Genomic DNA, 19109 nt, shown 5'->3' on the forward strand with positions numbered 1-19109 from the left:
TGACACGCCGCCGTTTGCCCGTGACGAGGCGCGGCGCTTTTGGCAGTGTACCGGGTTGAAGGGCAACACGCCGCCGGCGCCCCGGCTTTCAAAGATCCTCCTATGCTCGATAGTCCACGTTACCGCGTGCTGGGGGTGCTGCACCAGGGTGCGGACACGATCCTCTACCGCGCGCGGCGCGAGGAGGATGGCCGGCCGGTGGTGCTCAAGGTCCTGCGGCGCGACCACGCGAGTCCCCGCGCCCTCGGCAGGCTCCAGCACGAGCTCGAGGTCGCCAGGGCACTGACGTCGCCCGTCGTCGTCCGGGCCTACGGCATCGAGCCGTTCCGCGACCAGATGACCCTGGTCCTCGAGGACTTCGGCGGCCGCTCGCTCGACCGGTTGCTCGATGACGACGGGCCGATGCGCCCGATGTCGATCGAGCGCTTCTTCCCCCTCGCCGTCCGCCTCGCCGCCGCGCTCGCCGAGCTCCACCGACACCACGTCATCCACAAGGACATCAAGCCTCAGAACCTGCTCTGCAACCCCGACACCGGCGAGGTGAAGATCACCGATCTCGGCATCGCCTCCCTCTCGCCACGCGAGGCCCAGGAGCTCGCGCACGACGGGCTCATCGAGGGCACGCTCGCCTACATGGCGCCGGAGCAGACCGGCCGCATGAACCGCTGGGTCGACGAGCGGACCGACCTGTACTCCCTCGGCGTCACCTTCTACGAGTTGCTGACTGGCACCCTGCCCTTTCACGCCAGCGACCCCGTCGCGTGGGTCTATTGCCACATCGCCCAGGCGCCGCGGCCGCCCCACACGCTCATCCCCTCGATTCCACCCCAGCTCTCCGCCGTCGTCCTCAAGCTGCTCTCCAAGGCCGCCGAGGAGCGTTACCAGAGCGCCCTCGGCCTGCGCCACGACCTCGACACGTGCTTTTCCCAGCTGCGCCGGCGCGGCGCCATCGAGGCCTTCCCGCTCGGACTACGCGACGTCTCCGATCGGTTCCAGGTCCCGCAGCGGCTCTATGGCCGCGAGCGCGAGATCGAGGCCCTGCGCGCCGCGTTCGAGCGCGTCGTCGCGAACGGCCGGCCAGAGCTCCTCCTCGTCTCGGGCTATTCGGGGATCGGCAAGTCCTCGCTCGTCGCCGAGCTGCACGGGCCCGTCGTGCGCGAGCGCGGCTCCTTCCTCTCCGGCAAGTTCGATCAGCTCAAGCGCGACGTCCCCTACCGCGCCTTCCTTCAGGCCTTCCGGGGCCTCATGCAGGAGATCCTCGGCGCCAGCGAGCAGCAGCTCGAGCGCTGGCGAGAGCGCCTCCGCGAGGCCCTCGGCGCGAGCGGCGCGCTGCTCACCGACATGCTCCCCGAGCTCGCCCTGCTCCTCGGCCCGCAGCCGCCCGTGCCCGAGCTCCCGCCCGCCGAGGCCCAGAGCCGGTTACTCGCCGCGCTCCAGCGCTTCGTCGCCGCCTGCGCACCGAAGGAGCACCCCGTCGCCCTCTTCCTCGACGACTTGCAATGGGCCGACCCCGGTAGCCTCCTGCTCCTCGAGCAGCTCGCCACCCTCGCCGGCGACGCGCACCTCCTGCTCATCGGCGCTTATCGCGACAACGAGGTCGGCCCCGCGCACCCGCTCCGGCTCACGCTCGCCGAGGTGCAGAAGCGCGGCGCGACCGTCGGCGACATCGTCCTCGAGCCGCTCTCCGCCGCCCACGTCGGGGCGCTCGTCGCCGAGACGGTCCACGCGGCCGAAGCAGAGGTCGAGCCGCTCTCGCAGCTCGTCCACGAGAAGACCGGCGGCAACCCCTTCTTCGTGCTCCAGTTCCTCATCACCCTGCACGACGAGGGGCTCATCACCTTTGATGCGGATGAGGGCGCATGGCGGTGGGACATCGCCGCCATCCGCGACAAGGGCTTCACCGACAACGTCGTCGAGCTGATGGCCGGCAAGCTGGAGCGGCTCTCGGTCCCGACGCGCGACGCCCTCAAGCTCGCCGCCTGCCTCGGCGGCAGCGTGGACCTCGACACCCTCGCGATCGTCGCGCGAAGGCCGGCGGAGGAGCTCCGCGCGGCGCTCGAGGAGGCCGTCCGGGAGGGGCTGCTGCTCCGCCGGGACAGCACCTATCGCTTCCTCCACGACCGGGTGCAGCAGGCCGCAACTTCGCTCATCCCGCCTGGACAGCTCGCCGAGATGCACCTCCGGATCGGCCGGCTGCTCTTGAAGGCACGGCGCGCGGAGGAGCCCGATGAGACGCTCTTCGATGTCGTCGGCCACCTCAACCGCGGCGCCGCGGTCCTCCGTTCCCAGGCCGAGCGCGACGAGCTCGCCGCCCTCAACCTCCGCGCCGGCAGGAAGGCCAAGGCCGCCGCCGCCTACCAGTCCGCCGACGCCCTCTTCGCCGCGGGCATGGCCCTCCTCGCGCAAGATCCACGCGAGCGCTGGGAGACTCGGTACGATCTGACCTACGAGCTGAGCATCGAGCGCGCGCACGCCGCCTACGCCACGGGCAGCTTCGACGAGGCCGAGCGGCTCCTCGACGAGCTCATGGAGCGCGCGAGGACCAAGATCGAGCGCGCCGCGGTCGTCGAGCTCGCCGTCGCGCAGAGCGTCACCCGCGGTCAGTGCGCCCGCGCCGTCGAGCTCGGGCTCTCGTGCCTCCGCGCCTGGGACATCGAGCTGTCTCTCCCCGTCACCGACGCGCAGGTCAAGGAAGAGACCGAGGGCGTCTGGCAGGCGCTGGGCGACCGGCAGATCGAGGCGCTGGTCGACCTGCCGCCCATGGATCACCCCGAGATCAAGGTCGCGATGCGCATCCTGCTCGGCGTGATGATCCCTGCCTATTTCGTGGATCTGAAGCTGCACTATCTGCTCCTCGTGCGGATGGTCAAGCTCAGCCTGCGCCACGGCAACGCCGGGAGCTCCGCCCAGGCGTACACCGCCTTCGCGCGGATGTTCGGTCCGCTGTTCGGGCGTTATCGCGAGGCGTACCTGTTCGGGAAGCTAGGTTACGACCTCGCGGACAGGGGCCACGCCCTCGCCACGAAGGGCGCGGTGTTCACCCTGTTCGGGCAGCAGGTCGTGTTCTGGACGCGCCACTACCGGGAGACCGCCCTCTATGCGCGCCGCGGCTTCAACGCCGCGCTGGAGGGCGGCGACTGGAACAACGCATGTTACAACTGCATCTGGGCCGCGATGTTCCCGCTGCTCTCCGGCGAGCCGCTGGAGGACGCCCTCCACCTGACCGAAGACCGCCTCGGCTTCGTGCGCAAGGCCGGTTACGCGTTCGTCCATGACGTCCTCCTCGGCGCACGGCACCTCATCCAGACGTTGCGCGGGCGGCCGGTCCATTACGCGATGCTCGACGGCGCCGCGCTGGATCAGGCGGCCTTCGAGGCACGGCTCGGCCGGGAGGGCGGGGTCGTCCCTTCATGCTTCCACTTCAGCATGAAGGCGCAGTCGACGTTCGTCCTCGGCGCGCCCCGGGAGACGGTCGCGGCGACGGCCCATGTGGTCGTCGATTACGACTGGAAGATGGACACGAACGCGCTGTACGCCGAGTGCTTCTATTATCGCGCGCTCGCCCTGGCCGCGCTCGTCGACGACGACGAGGACCGCGCCGCGGCGCCGTCACCCCGGCCGGAGCTCCCGGACGGGCTGCTCGACTGCGAGCGGCAGCTCGGCGAGTGGGCCGCGAGCGGCCCCGACAACTTCCTCCACAAACACGCCCTGGTCCGCGCCGAGATCGCCCGGCTCCGCGGGCAGGATCTGGACGCCATCGGGCTCTACGAACAGGCCATCTCCTCGGCGCGCGAGGGCGGCTTCGTCCAGCACGAGGCCATCGCCTGCGAGCTCGCCGCCCGGCTCTACCGCGATCGCGGCCTGTCCACGCCCGCCGACGCTTACCTGCAGAAGGCCCGCGCCGCCTACTTCCGCTGGGGCGCCCACGCCAAGGTCGATCAGCTCGACCAGCGGTATCCCTTCCTCGTCGAGCGAAAGCCGATCGCCCCCACGGTCACCTTCGCCGTGCGCGCCGAGCAGTTCGACGTCCTCTCCGTCGTCAAGGCCTCTCAGAGCATCTCCGGTGAGCTCAAGCTCCCGCGCCTGCTCGAGATGCTCCTGCGCATCGTGGTCGAGCACGCGGGCGCCGGAGAGGGGTACGTGCTCCTGCTCCGGGAAGATCGCCTGTCGACGGCGGCGGCGATCGCCGCGTCCGGAGGCGTTACGCGGCTGCTCGACGCGGGCGAGGCCGCGGCCGACGCGCTGCCGCAGTCGATCCTCAACTACGTTCGCCGGAGCCACGAGCGCGTGCTGCTCGACGACGCCTCCGCCAGACACCCGTTCTCGGAGGACGCGTATTTCACCCGGAAGCGGCCGAGATCGGTGCTGTGCCTCCCGATCGTGCGCCAGGCGCGGCTGCTCGGCGTGCTCTACCTGGAGAACAAGCTGGTGGCCGGCGCGTTCACCCCGGGGCGGCTCACCGTGCTCGAGCTGCTCGCGTCGCAGTCGGCCATCTCGCTCGAGAACGCCATGCTCTACACCGATATCGAGCAGGAGAACGCCGAGCGGCGCCGGGCGGAGCGCGAGCTCCGCGGAAGCCAGGCCACGCTTCAGGCCATCGTCGACAACTCCGCTGCGACCATCTACCTCAAGGATCGCGACGGCCGGCACCTGCTCGTCAACCGCGAGGTGGGCCGCCTCCTGGGCATGCCGACCGAGCAGATCATCGGCAAGACGAGCACCGAGCTCTTCCCTTCCACGAACCTCGAGATCATCGCGGACAACGACCGGCGGGTGCTCGACTCGGGCGAGCCGCTCGAGTTCGAGGAAGAGCTGATGATGGAGGACGGGCCGCACACCTACCTGTCGCTCAAGTTCCCTCTCGGGGATGACGTCATGCCCGGCGTGCTGTGCGGCATCTCCACCGACATCACCGAGCGCAAGCGCGCCGAGCTCGCCGAGCGCTTCCTGGCCGACGCGAGCCGCAAGCTCATGGCCCTCGGCTACGGCGCCACCCTCGAGAGCGTCGCGCAGCTCGCCGTGCCCGAGCTCGCCGACCGGTGCGTCATCGACGTGGACCTCGCCCAGGACGCTCCGGGGCGGACGGTCACCGCGGTCACCGCGGGCGTGCCGGCCGAGCTGGCAGACGCGGTGATGGACGCGCTGCGGCCCCTCGCAGCGACCTCGCCGGAGCGCCCCGAGGTGGGTGACGTCCGCGCCGCGCCGCTCCTCGAGCCGCTCGGCGTTCACTCCTTCCTCCGCGTCCCGCTCGTCGCGCGCGACCGGCGCTTCGGCGTCATGACCCTGCTGGCGGCCGCGCCGCGACGCCATTACCGCCCCGCGGACCTGTGGCTGGCCCAGGAGCTGGCGAGCCGCGCCGCGCTCGCCCTCGACAACAGCCGCCTGTTCGCCGAGGCCCAGCAGGCGATCGAGCGCCGCGACGAGTTCCTCCTCGTCGCATCCCACGAGCTCAAGACCCCGCTCACGTCGCTCAAGATGCAGGCTCACCTCCTCGCCCGGCTCCTGCCTCGCTTGCAGCGCGCCGAGGTCGCTCCCGAGCGCATCGACGCCGCTATCCAGGTCCTGAGCCGCCAGATCGGGCGCCTTGCCCACCTGATCAACGAGCTGCTCGACGTCACCCGCCTCAACGCCGGCCGGCTCACCCTCACGCGCGCGCCCGTCGACCTGGCCGCCCTGACGCGCGAGGTCGTCGAGCGGATGCACCAGCAGCTCGACGACGCCCGCTGCCGCACCGAGCTCGACCTGGAAGGCCCCGTGGTGGGCAGCTGGGATGCGACGCGCGTGGAGCAGGTCCTCATCAACCTGCTGTCGAACGCGCTCAAGTACGGCGCGGGGGCGCCCATTCACGTCGTCGTGCGCGGCCTGGAAGGCCGCGCGCGGCTCGTCGTCCGCGATCACGGCATGGGCATCGCCGAGGCCGATCAGGCCAGGATCTTCGAGCGCTTCGAGCGCGCCGTCTCCGTCCGCAACTTCGGTGGTTTGGGACTCGGCCTCTACATCGTGCGGTGGATCGTCACCTCCCACGGCGGCACCATCCGCGTCGAGAGCAAGCCAGGCGCCGGCGCCGCGTTCGTCGTCGAGCTGCCTTTGCACCCGGCCGAGGCGGAGTCGGAGACGGCGGCGGACGGCCGAGGGGACCTGCTCCCACAGGCCTAGAGCGACAAGCGGGTTGAAGCCGCACGCAAGCAGCGAGAAGTTGGGACGCCAGAAGACGCCAAGAGACGCCAAGATTTATTGTTTTTTTGGCGTCTTCTGGCGTCTTCTGGCGTCCTGGCGTCTCATTTCTCGCGTTTCCAAGCGGATCGCTGTTCTAGCTCCGCGTCCCCCGGGTTCTCCCCTCGTCGCGTGGGAGGTGGGGCGGCCAGGGGGCGCAGCGCCGACGATTCCGGGGAGAGCGAGCGCGACGATGTGGAGTGGCGCTCCGGGCTCTGGGACGCCACATTGGCCCCACGGTGAGGTCACGCTCCTCGGCAGCGCCGCTCTTCGTGATCTCCGCGGCGCTCGGCGGCAGCGCGGTCGCGCACGCCCAGCCGACCGCGGCGCCCTTGCGTATCGAGTACCGCGCGGAGGCTGGATGCCCGGCAGAGGCGGAGTTTCGTGCGCGCGTCGGCGCGCGCCTCCGGCGGAACATCGCGGAGACGGACGCAGCGAGCGCGTACGTCGTGATCATCGAGCAGCGCGATCGCCGCTTCATCGGGCGCCTCGGCGTCCGCGCGGCGGACGGGACGGCGTCCGACCGCGATGTCGCGGGGGATACCTGCGACGATGTCGTCGCCGCGCTCGCGGTCGTGACCGCGCTCGCCGTCGATACCCAGGCCGGAGACGCCCCCGTAACGGCCGCCACACCCGCGGTTTCCACGTCCCCGAGCGCCGTCGCCGCGCCACCCCCGCCGGTCGGTGCGCCGCCCGCCAGCGCCCCGCCCGCCAGCGCCCCGCCCGCTGGCGCCCCGCGGGCCGGTGACGCGCCGGCGCGGCCGCCGGCGCCGGAGCCCGACGCCACGACGCACCTGGTGCTCGGCGCGCAGCTCCTCGTCGGCCAGATGATCGGCCTCCCCTCCTTCGGCGCGCGCATCTCCGCGGAGCCTCCCCTCGCCATCACGACCCGCGGCGTCGGCCCGGCGCGCTTCGACGCGGACCTCGAGGTGTCCTCCGACGTCCCCGTGACGGGTGGCTCTGCATCGTTTCTGCGCGCGGCCCTCGCAGTCGACGCGTGCCCGCTCGGCGCATCGCTCGGCGTCCTGCGCCTTTCCCCCTGCGCGCGCGTCGAGGGCGGCCTCGTCTCGGCGAGCCGCCGAGGCATCACCCCCGCGCGCAGCGTGACGCACGGATGGCTGGCGCTCGGCCTGCCGGTGCGCGCGCGGCTGCCGCTCTGGGGCCCGTTCGTGCTCGACGCCGACGCCGGGGTACGCCTGCCGCTGCTGCGCGACGGCTTCTTCCCCGACGGCGCCGACGCCGGCGCCCGCCCGCCGCCGATCGAGAGCGTCGCGGCGCTCGGGCTCGGGTTGACGATTCCGTGATCCCGGCGCTCGCCTCCGAACATAGCAGCGGCAGGAGACGATGATCAGCGCGACTCGATCCCGACCCCCTGCGCGCGCAGAGGTGGTGCGCGACGCGGCCAGGACGGCGCCCGCGGAGCGCGCCGTGCAGCGCGCGCCGTCGCCCTCCGCGGAGCGCTACCGCGCGCTGGTCGATGCGCATTTCGACTTCATCTGGCGCTCGTTGCGCGGGCTCGGCGTGCCCGCCGGCTCGGCCGACGACGCCGCGCAGCACGTCTTCCTGATCGCCTACCAGAAGCTCGCCGAGATCGCGCCCGATCGCGAGCGCTCCTTCCTCTTCGGGACGGCGCTGGGGGTCGCGGCGAACGCGCGCCGCGCCGGCGCGCGGCGGCGCGAGCTCTGCGACGACGGCGCGATGGCGGCCGCGGCCGACGACGCGCCGAACCCGGAGCAGCTCATCGAGATGAAGCAGGCGCGCGCGCTGCTCGACGACGTGCTCGACGCGATGGAGGAGGACCTCCGCGTCGTCTTCGTCCTCTTCGAGCTCGAGGGCGTCCCGACCGAGGAGATCGCCGCGATGCTCGGCCTCGCGAGGGGCACCGTCGCTTCCCGCCTCCGCCGCGCGCGAGAGGACTTTCGCGCGATCGCGAGGCGCGTCCAGGCGAGGGCGCCGCACCGGGGAGGCGAGCGATGATCGATCCGAAGCCGCTTGGAGACGAGGAGGCGACCGAGTTCGAGCGCGCGCTGCTCCGCTCGTGGAAGCAGGAGTCTCCGTCCTCGTCGGCGCGCGCGCGCGCGCTCGCCATCGCCGGGCTCGCCGCGGACGGGGCCGCAGGGGGCGGGGCCGCAGGGCAGACAACCGCTGCGCCCGCTCCGTCCGCCGCGCCCGCGCCGAAGGCGGGCGCCGGCAAGCTGCTGGCGCTCGCGAAGTGGGGCCTCGGGGCGGTGATCGGCGTCGGCCTCCTCGGCGCGGGCGTCGCGCTCCTCCGGCCGTCGGCGCCTCCCTCCGCGGCGGGAACGTCGAGCGAGCCGCAGGCCACGCTCACGCCGCCCACCGCCATCGAGCCGCCGGCGGCGAGCGCGGCGCCGGTCGCGCCCGCGCCGGCTGCCTCCGGGCCCGTGACGCAAACGCCGCTCCAGGCGAGCGCCCCGCCGCTCCAGGCGAGCGCCCCGCCGATCCCGGCGCCCGCCGCGAGCCCGCCGCGCCCGAAGAGCGCCGCGCCGCGCGCGGGATCCGCTCCCGGCGCGCCGAGCGACGCGCTCGGCAAGCAGGCCGCCATCGACGCGCTCGGCGAGCAGGTCGCCATGATCGATCGCGCGCGCGACGCGCTCGCCGCCGGCGACGCGACGGGGTGCCTCGCGGCGCTCGACGCCCACGACAGCAAGTTTCCTCGGAGCGCGATGGGAGAGGAGGCCACCGTGCTCCGCGTCGAGGCGCTGATCCGCCTCGGCGATCGGGCCCGCGCCGCCGAGCTGGGCCAGCGCTTCCTCGCCTCGCGCCCGACGAGCGCGCATGCCTCGGGCGTGCGCGCACTCCTCGGCGCGGCGAAGGAGCCTTGGGCGAAGGAGCCTTGATCGAGCGGCGCGCACGCGCGCCTCGCGCGGCCTGCTCGCCCGCCTGCGCAAACGTGCTTTCGAGGGCGCCGGAGAGCGTGCCTGTCGTGTCCGGTTCGTCGAAGGGTTCGAGCGCTGTCAGCGCAAGATAGTTCAACAGAGAGGTCTCGTATGGTCTGGTCGTCACGGAGCAAACGCCACGCGCGGAAGGCGGTCCTGGTGGGAGCGGCGATGGCGCGCCTCTCGCTGCCGGGGAGCGCCGCGGCGCAGGAGGCGGTCGCCCCGGCGTGGGACGAGACCGAGCGTCGGGAAGACATCGTCCAGCGGCGCGAGCGCGCCGCGCTCCTCGCGACGCACCTCCACGACGTGATCAGGCTGCACTCCGCCGGGAAAGCGGTGCCCGTCCTCGTCAGCGGTATCGGCGGGGCGAGCCTCGCCTTGAGCCTGACCGTAGCCCCGGCCGAGCCTCGCTTCCTCGCCTGGACCGCCGGCTCCGCGACGTTGCTCGCGGGAGGCATCGCCGCGCTCGCCGCGCCGGAGGCGTACCGGCGCGACACGCTGGGGGCCGCCGCGCAGCTCTCACAAGGCAGCTTCTGGCTCGGGCTCGCGCTCTTCACGGACAGCGGCCTCGCGAGGGCGACGCCGATCGCGCTGTCGTCGGGATATTACGTGTCCGGCTTGCTCTCCGGGCTGAACCTGGCGCTGTCCGACTACACTCCTGCTTCCCGCCTCCGCGCCGACCATGCGCTGGTGGCGACGCCCGAATGGCGCGCGCGGCTGTCAGGCGCGCAGATCGCGAGCATCGAGCGGGATCTCCTGGCCACCGCGCCTGCGATCCCGAGCTGGGCCATCTACCTCCCGGTCGCGCTCGGCGGGATCGCCGCTACCGCGCCCGCGTGGGACGGCGATCTGCCGGCAGAGAGGCGGATGTTGAGCTTGACGTCCGGTCTCCTCGCCTCCGTGTGGTCGCTCGCCGCCATGTTCGATCCCGAACATCCAGCGCAGTCCTACCAGCGGGACCTGCGCAGGGCCGGCCTGCAGGTCGCGCCTTCAGGACCCGGCGGCGACATGGGTCTCACGGTCTCTGGCAAGTTCTAGAGCGACAGACGGGCTGAAGCCACACGCGAACAGCGAGGAGTCGAACCGGCAGGGCCTGTCGTGGCCCGCCATCGCGGTCGTGTCTCCTGGGTCGACCTCTGGAGGAGCTCGGGGACACAGCAGTGATTGTCATCGTTTCGCGCTCCTTCGAGCGCTCATCAAGGAGGATTGGCCATGCGCAACGTTCTCATCGTCGTGTTCGTGCTCATCGTGGGATGTGGCGGGGAGGCTCCGGCCGCGCGCTGGGTGGCCTGCGAGTTCACCGGCAGCACCCCGGGCGGCGTGACGGTCCGTAGCTGCGCCGAGCTCGAGACCGACGACCCGGACAGGCACGAGAGCGAGTGCACGGACAGGTCAAACCTCGAGGCCGAGCTCGTCGATCGATGCTCGACCGGCGACGTGCTCGGCACCTGCGTCCTCACCGGCGACGGCGAGACCATGACGACGTACCATTATGAAACAGAGCTCCTCACGGCGGATATCGTCAAGCCGCTCTGCGAAGCGACGAACGGCACCTGGACGCCGCGCTGACGCGCTGCCCCGGTGCGTGTCGCCGCGGTCCCGAGCGCCTCGACAGCGGTGTGTTCCGGCGGCTGACGGGATCGATCGAGCACCATGATCCCGCCGGCGCACGGCAGCGTCGGTTCGGCGCAAGTCGACACAGTTCGGCACGAATTCACGGGACGGCCAGCGCCGAGCGCTGCGTCGCCGGAGCAGCGGAATCAGCGGGAGACGAGGTCCGTCATCCAGGGCACGTCGGGGGTCGTTCTCAGGACCGTGCCGGCCCACTGCCGGTCGTCCATCCGCTCGAAGTCCTCTGTGACGGCCTCGAAGTACGACGAGGCGAGCCCCACGAACGCGCGGGGCGCGCCGCCGCAGGGGTCGGCCGTCACGACCATGAGGCGCGGCAGGCCGGTGCCCACGTGCAGCACGCGGCCGACCGGCACGCCGCCCTCGGTCGGCTGGGTGTGCACGTCGGCGATCGTCGGATCCTGCTCCAGGCTCTTCATCTGGTCGAAGAAGAGCTGCATGTACCACCCCTCGACATAGGGTCCACCGCACCCTACCGACTGAACCTTCACGGCCTGGTTGATGAAATCGAGGTGCTCCTGGGTGAGGGGCAGGCCGGCGCGCTCGTTCGCGGCCATCTCGCCGAGCGTCCGCGCGACGTCGTGGAGCTGCGAGAAGTACGCCGACACCCTCTGCCCGAGCTGCGGCGCGCTCGACAGATCGAGCGCGCCGACGATCTCGACGCCGTGCTCGGCCAGCTCGGCGATGCGCGTGAAGAACGCCGGGTACGGGTCGACGTACGCGTCCGGGAACTCGCACGTGTCCCCGCCCGTGTACGACTGCTTGGCGTAGAGCAGGGTGTCGTGGCGGAGCTCGGCCCACGAGGCGAGCTGGGTGCTCAGCAGGCGCCGGCCCCACGCCTCGGTCTTCGCCACGCCGGGCAGCCCCTCGCCGTCGCCGATCGCCCGCGCCGGCGACAGCTCCCGCAGCGCGCCGAGCCAACGATTGTAAAGGTTCTTGCCCCAGAAATCCCCGGGGTGCGCGTCGACCAGCACGCGCATCATGTGCAGGTCGGACGCGTAGTCGAACCGCCCGAGCTCCGGCGCGAGCAGCTGGCCCGCCTGATCGTTGCCGAGCGCGGCGAAGCCCACGTCGAGCGGGTCCGGCATCATGCGCTTGACGGCGCCGCCCTTCACCCGGTCGAAGACCACGTTCGAGAAGACGTGCGAGTCGACGACGTACCGCTGGCCGAGCAGCGCGAAGCTCGACGAGAGGGGCATCGTGCCCTTGCCGAGCCCGTTGATCATGATGTGGCTCGAGATCCGCTGCGTGCCGTGGCCCTCCTTCACGATGACCTCGGCGATCCGCGCGTCCGGGACGCCGGCGAGGCCGGCGGCGTCGCTGAGGCCGAGGTCGGCGAGCAGGTCGTCGAGCTCCGGCAGGGTCATGGTGTCGCTCTCGCCGACGAAGGCCTGGATCGCGTCGTCGATGCGCTTGTAGCGGGCGACCGTCTCCGCGTCGGCCAGGGCGCGCAGCACGTACGCGCCCTCGAGGTGCCGCCGCTGGAAGCGCTGGGTGCCGTCCTGCTGGGTCTCGAGGAAGCGGAAATCCACGCGGCCGAGCCACATCATGCTGCGGAAGTAGCGCGCGAGCTCGGGGCGCTCCTCGTCGAGGTAGTGGCCCCGGGGCTCGAACTGCGAGAAGTCCATGAGCCGGTCCGTGCCGAAGAGGCGGACCTCCCCCATGCCGTCGTGGGCCTCCGCGCCCGCGACGAGCTCGTCGATCGCCGCGGCGCTGGCGCCCGCGACGGGGGCGACCGGCGCGCCGTCGAGCAGCGCGAGCGCGACGGCCGTGAAGAGATCCGCGTCCGCGCGCGCCTCCGCGCCGAGCTCCGCTCCGGCGCCCGAGGCGAGCCGCGCGCGCATCTGCTTCAGCATCGTCCCGAGCTCGGGCGCGAGCGAGGCCAGCTCCACCGCCTTCAGGATCGCGTCGTACGAGCGGTGGACCGCGAAAAGGACCGAGTCCGCGGACACATAGAGCGGCAGGTCGAGCGAGTAGATGCTCTCGTAGCCGTAGACGAAGGTCGGGAAGGACTTCTTGCTCGAGATGACGAAGCCGTTCGCGGAGAGCTTCGCGAGCTCGTCCTCGTCGAGGGCGAGCGCTGTGCCCTGGAGGAGCGAGAGGCCCGCGGCGTCCGCCGGCGCATAGGACAGGCCCGACGCGAAGGGGACGGGGTACCGCGAGGCGAAATCCGCGGCGCTCATGCTCGCCGAGGCATCCCGCTCGGCGAGCAACGCGGTGAGCTCCGCCTGCTGCTCGGGCCCGAGCTCCGTGGAGGGCAGCTGGGTGCCGTCGGCGCCGGGCGGGGGCTGGCTCCCCTCGCCCGAACAGCCGGCGGCGAGGGCGACGAGGATCGGGACGACGTGAAGGCGAAGAAGCAGGTTGCGCATCGTGCTCCCCTTTCAAAGCGTGCCCCTCGGCCGGGGCGCGACGGCTCCACTCCACAAGCAAAGAGGGTGCCGTGGGCGCCGGATACGGGGGCTGAGCTCTCGCAGTCGCCGATCCCCGGGCCGGCTACTAGCGCTGGAGCGTGACCGCCGCGGTCCGCAGGGGCAGCGGCGCGAGCGCCGCGACGGCGAAGGCCACGATATCGAGAATCGCGATCAGCCCGCACCCCTGCACGAGGAGCTCCATTTGCACTCCGGGGACGAGGTCAACATGTCAGGGAAGGTGCCGATTCCTTAGACCGAAAGTCTGACCAGCAGAGCGCAGGAGATGGCGATGAGGGCAAGGCTGGAGGACTCGCCTCAGATCTCCGTATTCGAATGCCTTCCAATTACCAGCTTATCCACGCATCGAAGGGACCGCGTTCCCTCCGTACCTCACATCAAACTCCTATGGGCCAGCCCGCGTGCATCTCGCCAAGAAAACCTGCCCGACACGGACCAGAGGTGAGGACGCGACGGAATCGCAGCCTGGCTCCCGCAACCACCTACGCCGTGGTACAACTTCATTATCGCACGCCGCGGCGCAAAGGCGCGCAGCGCTCTGGTTGCCGCTCGGCGTAGAGCGATTGCATAGAATGCTAAAGGGGGAGGGAGAACATCATGTCAGACCACGACGATAGGGCCCGATTTGCGAGGGCCTGCGACATCCTGCCTGAAGATCCGGTCGCCCTGGTGTTGACCGGCGCTGGCGCCCGCGGCGCATACGAGGCCGGCTTCGCTTCCAGGCTGCTGCCCAAGCTCTCGAAGAGGCGACCTACGATCATCGTCGGCACCAGCGCTGGCTCCATCAACGCAGCCCTGCTCGCGTCGCTGGCCCACATGTCCGCGGAGGACGCTAGCCGCGAGCTCGTGGAACGCTGGCAACGTATCCACAAAGAGATGGTCTTGGGTCCCGTCTGGCTCTCCTTGCTGCGCGCGGGTGCACAATACATCGCCGGCTTGCTCGGCATCGTTAGCCGCAGCCCCATGAGCCTGCTCGACACGCGGCCCCTGCTAGCCAGCCTCAAGAGTCCCACCCTGATCGATTGGAACGCCATCAACAGCAACATCAATAACGGAACAATCAAGACGCTCGCGGTCGCCACCACCGAGAGCAACTCGGGTCGAACCAAGATATTTTACCAATCACACCAAACTACGACGATAAGAAACGACGAGGCGCGAGCCATCGACTACGTCAAGACCCTGCTGTCGGCGGAGCATGTGCTGGCGTCGGCCTCGATCCCGGTACTGTTCCGTCCGACCCGGATCGGCGCGCAGGATCACGGCCCCTTCTACCTCGACGGTGGGTTGCGCCTCAACGCACCGCTGGCGCCCGCGCTAGCGTTCGGCGCCAAGGGCCTCGTCGTGATCTCGACAGATTCCCGGTGGTATGGCGCATCCGCAGCTATGAACATCCGCCGGGTACCGACGATGCAAGATCACGTCCTGCAGCTCATGCGCATGATAACGTCCGATCGCATGGTCGAGGAGGTTCGCGTGCTGGCCGAACAGAATGAGGATAATCCGACAAAGGAGAGAATCCCACTCATCGTCGGGTGTCCAGCAGGGCAAGACGACGTCGGCTCCGTGGCAGCAAGAGTCCTGGAAGATCTCCTTCGTGGCACGCGAATGTTGAATCACATCGATCTCAGCCTTCTCTACCAGCTAACCGCCATGAGCCCGTACAGCCGTCCCGATGTGCTGAGCTACATCCTGTTCGAGCCCGAGTTCATCAGCGCTGCGATGCAGGCAGGCATTCAAGACGCCGAGGAGCTCATCTCAGACCACCCGACAGAGGAAGAGCTCTGGGGTGTGCTGTGCCAGAAGTACGCGAGCAACAGGAACCGACCGGCGACGAGCACGTAAGCGTTCGCCGCCTGGGCCGCTCGCACCGCAACGATCGTCTGAAGGCTCGGCCCGTCGCTGCAGGAACGGCCCTTCGTGGAGCTCAGCGGCCTCTGCGTCGCTCATCGGGCCTCCGGGGAAAATCGTGCGACCCCGTGAGCCGTGGGCCTCCCCTCGGGGGACTTCAGCAGAGGAACCTCGCTTGACCCGCCCGTTGAAGCTCGTCCGACCGCCGCCGCCCACCCCGAAGCAGGGCTTCGCGGGCGACGACGCGGCCCTCGTGCACGCGTTCCGGCGGGGCGACCCCGGGGCGCGCGCCGCCCTCTACGACCGGTTCGCGGATCACGTCCACCGGGTGCTCTACCGGCTCCTCGGCTTCAGCCACGACCTGGCCGACCTGCACCACGACGTCTTCGTCCGCGCGCTCGGCTCGCTGCCGGGCCTCGAGGACCCGAGCGCCCTCAAGGGCTGGCTCACGATGATCGCGGTGCACGTGGCGCGCACGTCGATCACCCGCAGGAAGCGGCGCAGCTGGCTCTGGTTCCTGCCGAGCGAGGAGCTGCCCGAGGTCGAGTCCGGCGCGGCGTCGGGCGACGTGCTGGACGCGTTGCGCGCGACCTACGCCGTCCTCGACGCGCTCCCGGTGGACGAGCGGATCGCCTTCGCGCTCCGGTTCATCGACGGCATGGAGCTCACCGAGGTCGCCGCGGCGTGCGGCACCTCGCTCGCGACGATCAAGCGGCGGCTCGCCCGCGCCAGCGCCCGCTTCGAGGCCGAAGCCCGCAAGCAACCCGCGCTCGAGGCGTGGCTCGACGGAGGTACCCGGTGGGGCAATCCGAGCGCCCGCTGACCACCCTGGGGCGGCGCGTGGCCGAGCTTCAGGACCGGATGCCGGCGGCGCGGCTCGACCGCGAGCGCGGGCGAGCGCGGCTGCTCGCGGCGGCGCCGGTGCCCGAACCGGAGACGGCCGGGCGCGGAGAGCGGCCCCGCCGTGAGTCTTCCTGGCGGCGGACGAGGCCTGGAAGGCCGTTCGCTGTGCGGCTCGCCGCCTCGCTGGCGGCGGTGGCCCTGCTCGCCGCCGCGCTCGTGGTCGCGCTCGTGGCGCGCCCCCGCGCTCCGATGCGCTTCGCGCTCGGGGCGGCCGAGCCAGGGGTCGTCGGCGCGTGGATCGCCGCGCCGGCCACGGCGGAGCTGCCGATCCGGTTCTCCGACGGCTCGCTGCTCCGCCTCGCGCCGGGGGGGCGCGCCCGCGTCGCCTCGGTGGACGCAGACGGCGCGGAGCTCTCCCTCGAGCGAGGCGCGCTCGATCTCTCGGTCGTCCACCGCGAGGGCGCGCGCTGGACGGTGCGGGTCGGGCCGTTCCAGGTCCGCGTGATCGGGACGCGCTTCGAGACCCGATGGGACCCGGTGACCGAGCAGCTCGTTGTCGCGCTGCGCGAGGGGGCGATCACGGTCTCCGGGCCGGTCGTGGGCGAATCGCGCGCCGTCCGCGCCGGCGAGCGGCTCACCATCTCGCCCGCGACGAACACCCTCGAGGTGGGCGCGCTCGACGCCGCCTCGAGCCCCACGTCGACAGCAACCGCCCCTCTCGCGGGCGCCCTGAACGCGGCCGATCCCGGCGCGGCTTCTCCGACCGCAGCTGATCCCGGCCCAGGTGCCTCGATCACGGCCGCTCCGAGCGCAGCTGCCCCGAGCACGAGCGCAGCCGCGCCAGGTGCGGCTGCGCCCTCGACGAGCGGGCCGCCGGCGGCCGCCCGCGCCCCTGACGCCGGGACGGCCTCGCAGCAAGGGCGAGCTGGCGGCGAGGGTCCGGTCGCTCCCCTGCCCGCGCACGGAGAGACGCCGTCGTGGCGCGCCCTGGCCCTCGAGGCCAGGTACAGGGACGCCCTGGCCGCCGCGGAGAGCGACGGCTTCGACGCGCTCTGCGACGCCGCGGGCGCGAGCGATCTGCACGCGCTCGGCGACGCGGCCCGGCTCGGCGGGAGCCCGGCGCGCGCCGTCCAGGCCTTCACCTCCCTCCGCGCCCGGTTCCCCAGCTCGCCCGAGGCCGGGTCGGCGGCGTTCATGCTGGGGAGGATCGCCCAGGACCAGAGCAAGGACCACGCGGCCGCCGCGCGCTGGTTCGCCCGGTACCTGCGCGAGCAGCCGGCTGGCGCGTTCGCCGCCGATGCCGCGGGGCGCCTCGTCGAGGCCGAGGACAGGCGGGGCGACGAGGCGGGCGCCCGGAGGGCGGCCGAGCAGTACCTCGCCGCTCATCCGAGCGGCTCGCACGCGGGGTACGCGAAGCACGTGCTCGCGCGCGGATCGAAGGCGGTCCCCCCCGGAGGCTCTCCTGCCAGGCCCGTCCCCTCCGGAGGCTCGCCCGGCGAGCCGGGCCCTGCCGCCGAGCCTCCCTCGCCGTGAGACGCCGCGCCGCGACGCTCCTCTTCATCGCCTTCCTCGCCGGGGCCACGCTCGCGGCAGGGGCCGCGCTCGCGGAGGGCGCGCGCGCCGGCGAGACCCGGACCGAAGCCCCGTCGACCATCGCTGTCCTCTGCGCCCCGGGCGATCGCTTCGGCCTGCGGATCGTGGCCGAGCTCGAGTCGCTGGGCTTCCGGGCGGAGCGGCTCGACCCCGCGGCCGAGCCGGCGTCGCGCGCGTCCCTCGAGGCCTCGGCGCGCGAGGTGGGCGCCATCGCCGCGATCCGCGCCGTCCCCTCCGAGCGCGGCGTCGAGATCTGGATCGCCGACCGGGTGACCGGCAAGACCGTCCTCCGCGAGATGGCGGACGACGGCGACGCGCCCGACCGCGACGCGGCGCTCGCGCTCCGCGCCGTCGAGCTCCTGCGCGCCAGCCTCCTCGAGGCCGGCCTGCCCGCGCCCCCGCCCGGAGAGGTGCCCGCGACGCCCGAGATCCGCGACAAGCTGCGGGTCCGCGCGCCGGAGACGCTGCCCGCGCCGGCCCAGAGTCCATCGCCGGCGCTCCGCCTCTCGCTCGCTCCCGGTGTGCTGCTGAGCCCAGGCGGCTTCGGCGCGGCGGTCAGCATCGACGTCGGCCTCTCCTGGCTGCCGAGCGAGAACGTCGGCGCGATCGCGTTCGCCGCGATTCCGGTGAGCTCCCACCAGATCGAGCGATCGCAAGGCACCGCCGAGCTCTCCGTCCTGCTCGCCAGCGGGGGCGCGCGATTCCAGCTGGCCCCGCGCGACAGCCCGTGGGCGGCCTCGGCGGATCTCGGCTTCTCGGCCGTGTTGCTCTGGAGCACGGGGGTGGCCAGCAAAGGCTTCCGCTCGAGCGCATCCGCCGCGGTGACCGCCAGCCCCTTCGCGGGCGTCGGCCTCTCCTTCGCCCTGACCCCCACGTTCCGGCTGCGCGCCGACGCCCTCGCCAGCGTGCTCATCGAGGGTGTCTCCGTCCGGTTCGTCGAGCAGGAGACAGCTACCTGGGGCAGACCGTTCATCCTCTCTTCAGCCGGCATCGAGATCGATCTGTTTTTATGAGCCGCCGTCACGCGCCGGAAGGACTTCACCTCTGGAGCCTGGCCTGGAGGTCGTTCGAATGAAACGATGGATGATGGTCCTCGGAGCGATGGCGGTGATGAACAGCGGATGTGAGGAGATCGTCTTCAATCCCATTCAAAATGGGGGTTGGGGGAGCTCCCCGGCCCCCATGGTGCCCGACGACGGCGAGGAGGTGGACGACGAGGAGGTGGACGTCACGGACGACGGCGCCTCGGGCGTCCACGCCATCGCGCAGGAGACCCCGGACGGGCTCGTCCTGTACTTCAGCAACGCTGTCGAGCAATGCGCCCAGCCCGTGATCGATCTCGAGATCGGCGTCAACTGTGACAAGGCAGGGATCTGGCAATTCATCCTCACGATTCCGCCCGAGCTCAACAAGCCAGGCCTCATCAATCTCAACACCATCTTCTTTTCCAAATCTGTGATCCTCTCCGATTGCGGTGGAGGGAGCGGCGTGGGCCCCGGCCATCAGGGCACGCTCGAGATCGTCAGCAGCGACGAGACCTCGCTGTTCGTGAAGGTGCGCGGCGCGGGCGACGAGAATTGGCCGGTCGACGGCGATCACACGGTCCAGCGCTGCGGCACATAGCTCCACGGTCGCACGACGGCTGGCCGCCGGG

Annotated in this window: 12 protein-coding genes; 11 read left to right on the plus strand and 1 reads right to left on the minus strand. The window is 71.5% G+C overall.

The window, feature by feature from the left end:
- Positions 1–102: 102 nt before the first annotated feature.
- The 6 genes from WMF45_RS30545 to WMF45_RS30570 all read left to right on the plus strand — a co-directional run bounded on the left by WMF45_RS30545 (position 103) and on the right by WMF45_RS30570 (position 10679).
- A complete protein-coding gene (locus WMF45_RS30545) occupies positions 103–6156 on the plus strand; it encodes an AAA family ATPase (RefSeq protein ID WP_437708501.1) in 6054 nt (2017 codons plus the stop codon).
- A 296-nt stretch (positions 6157–6452) separates the two neighbouring features.
- Complete coding sequence (locus tag WMF45_RS30550; protein WP_437708503.1) at positions 6453–7517, plus strand: hypothetical protein; 1065 nt, start codon at positions 6453–6455, stop codon at positions 7515–7517.
- Positions 7518–7557: 40 nt separating this feature from the next.
- Complete coding sequence (locus tag WMF45_RS30555; RefSeq protein WP_437708504.1) at positions 7558–8190, plus strand: RNA polymerase sigma factor; 633 nt, start codon at positions 7558–7560, stop codon at positions 8188–8190.
- The gene (locus WMF45_RS30560; protein ID WP_437708506.1) at positions 8187–9071 is read left to right on the plus strand and encodes a hypothetical protein; all 885 of its coding nucleotides are present in this window, start codon (positions 8187–8189) and stop codon (positions 9069–9071) included. Before WMF45_RS30555 ends, WMF45_RS30560 begins: the two co-directional genes overlap by 4 nt.
- A gap of 210 nt (positions 9072–9281) precedes the next feature.
- Positions 9282–10148, plus strand: coding sequence for a hypothetical protein (locus tag WMF45_RS30565; RefSeq protein WP_437708508.1), 867 nt, complete (start codon positions 9282–9284; stop codon positions 10146–10148).
- A 174-nt stretch (positions 10149–10322) separates the two neighbouring features.
- On the plus strand, positions 10323–10679 hold the full coding sequence (locus WMF45_RS30570) for a hypothetical protein (RefSeq protein ID WP_437708510.1): 357 nt from the start codon (positions 10323–10325) through the stop codon (positions 10677–10679).
- Between the two features lie 191 nt (positions 10680–10870).
- Here WMF45_RS30570 and WMF45_RS30575 read toward each other — a convergent pair whose 3' ends face one another.
- Positions 10871–13108 carry a DUF3160 domain-containing protein gene (locus tag WMF45_RS30575; protein WP_437708512.1) on the minus strand — a complete coding sequence of 746 codons (2238 nt, stop codon included), beginning with the start codon at positions 13106–13108 and terminating at the stop codon, positions 10871–10873.
- Between the two features lie 657 nt (positions 13109–13765).
- On the opposite strand from WMF45_RS30575, the gene WMF45_RS30580 reads away from it, so the two are divergent.
- From WMF45_RS30580 to WMF45_RS30600, 5 genes are all read left to right on the plus strand, one after another.
- Positions 13766–15013, plus strand: coding sequence for a patatin-like phospholipase family protein (locus WMF45_RS30580; RefSeq protein ID WP_437708514.1), 1248 nt, complete (start codon positions 13766–13768; stop codon positions 15011–15013).
- A gap of 181 nt (positions 15014–15194) precedes the next feature.
- Positions 15195–15842: an RNA polymerase sigma factor gene (locus WMF45_RS30585; protein WP_437708516.1), complete on the plus strand. Its 648-nt coding sequence runs from the start codon at positions 15195–15197 to the stop codon at positions 15840–15842.
- Complete coding sequence (locus WMF45_RS30590) at positions 15818–17395, plus strand: FecR domain-containing protein (protein ID WP_437708518.1); 1578 nt, start codon at positions 15818–15820, stop codon at positions 17393–17395. Before WMF45_RS30585 ends, WMF45_RS30590 begins: the two co-directional genes overlap by 25 nt.
- The gene (locus WMF45_RS30595; RefSeq protein WP_437708520.1) at positions 17392–18468 is read left to right on the plus strand and encodes a hypothetical protein; all 1077 of its coding nucleotides are present in this window, start codon (positions 17392–17394) and stop codon (positions 18466–18468) included. The genes WMF45_RS30590 and WMF45_RS30595 overlap by 4 nt, the downstream gene beginning before the upstream one ends.
- 58 nt (positions 18469–18526) lie before the next feature.
- Positions 18527–19078 carry a hypothetical protein gene (locus WMF45_RS30600; RefSeq protein ID WP_437708522.1) on the plus strand — a complete coding sequence of 184 codons (552 nt, stop codon included), beginning with the start codon at positions 18527–18529 and terminating at the stop codon, positions 19076–19078.
- The last annotated feature ends 31 nt before the right edge of the window (positions 19079–19109 follow it).

This window comes from Sorangium sp. So ce448, from assembly GCF_051520915.1.
GTDB classification, from domain to species: domain Bacteria; phylum Myxococcota_A; class Polyangia; order Polyangiales; family Polyangiaceae; genus Sorangium; species Sorangium cellulosum_B.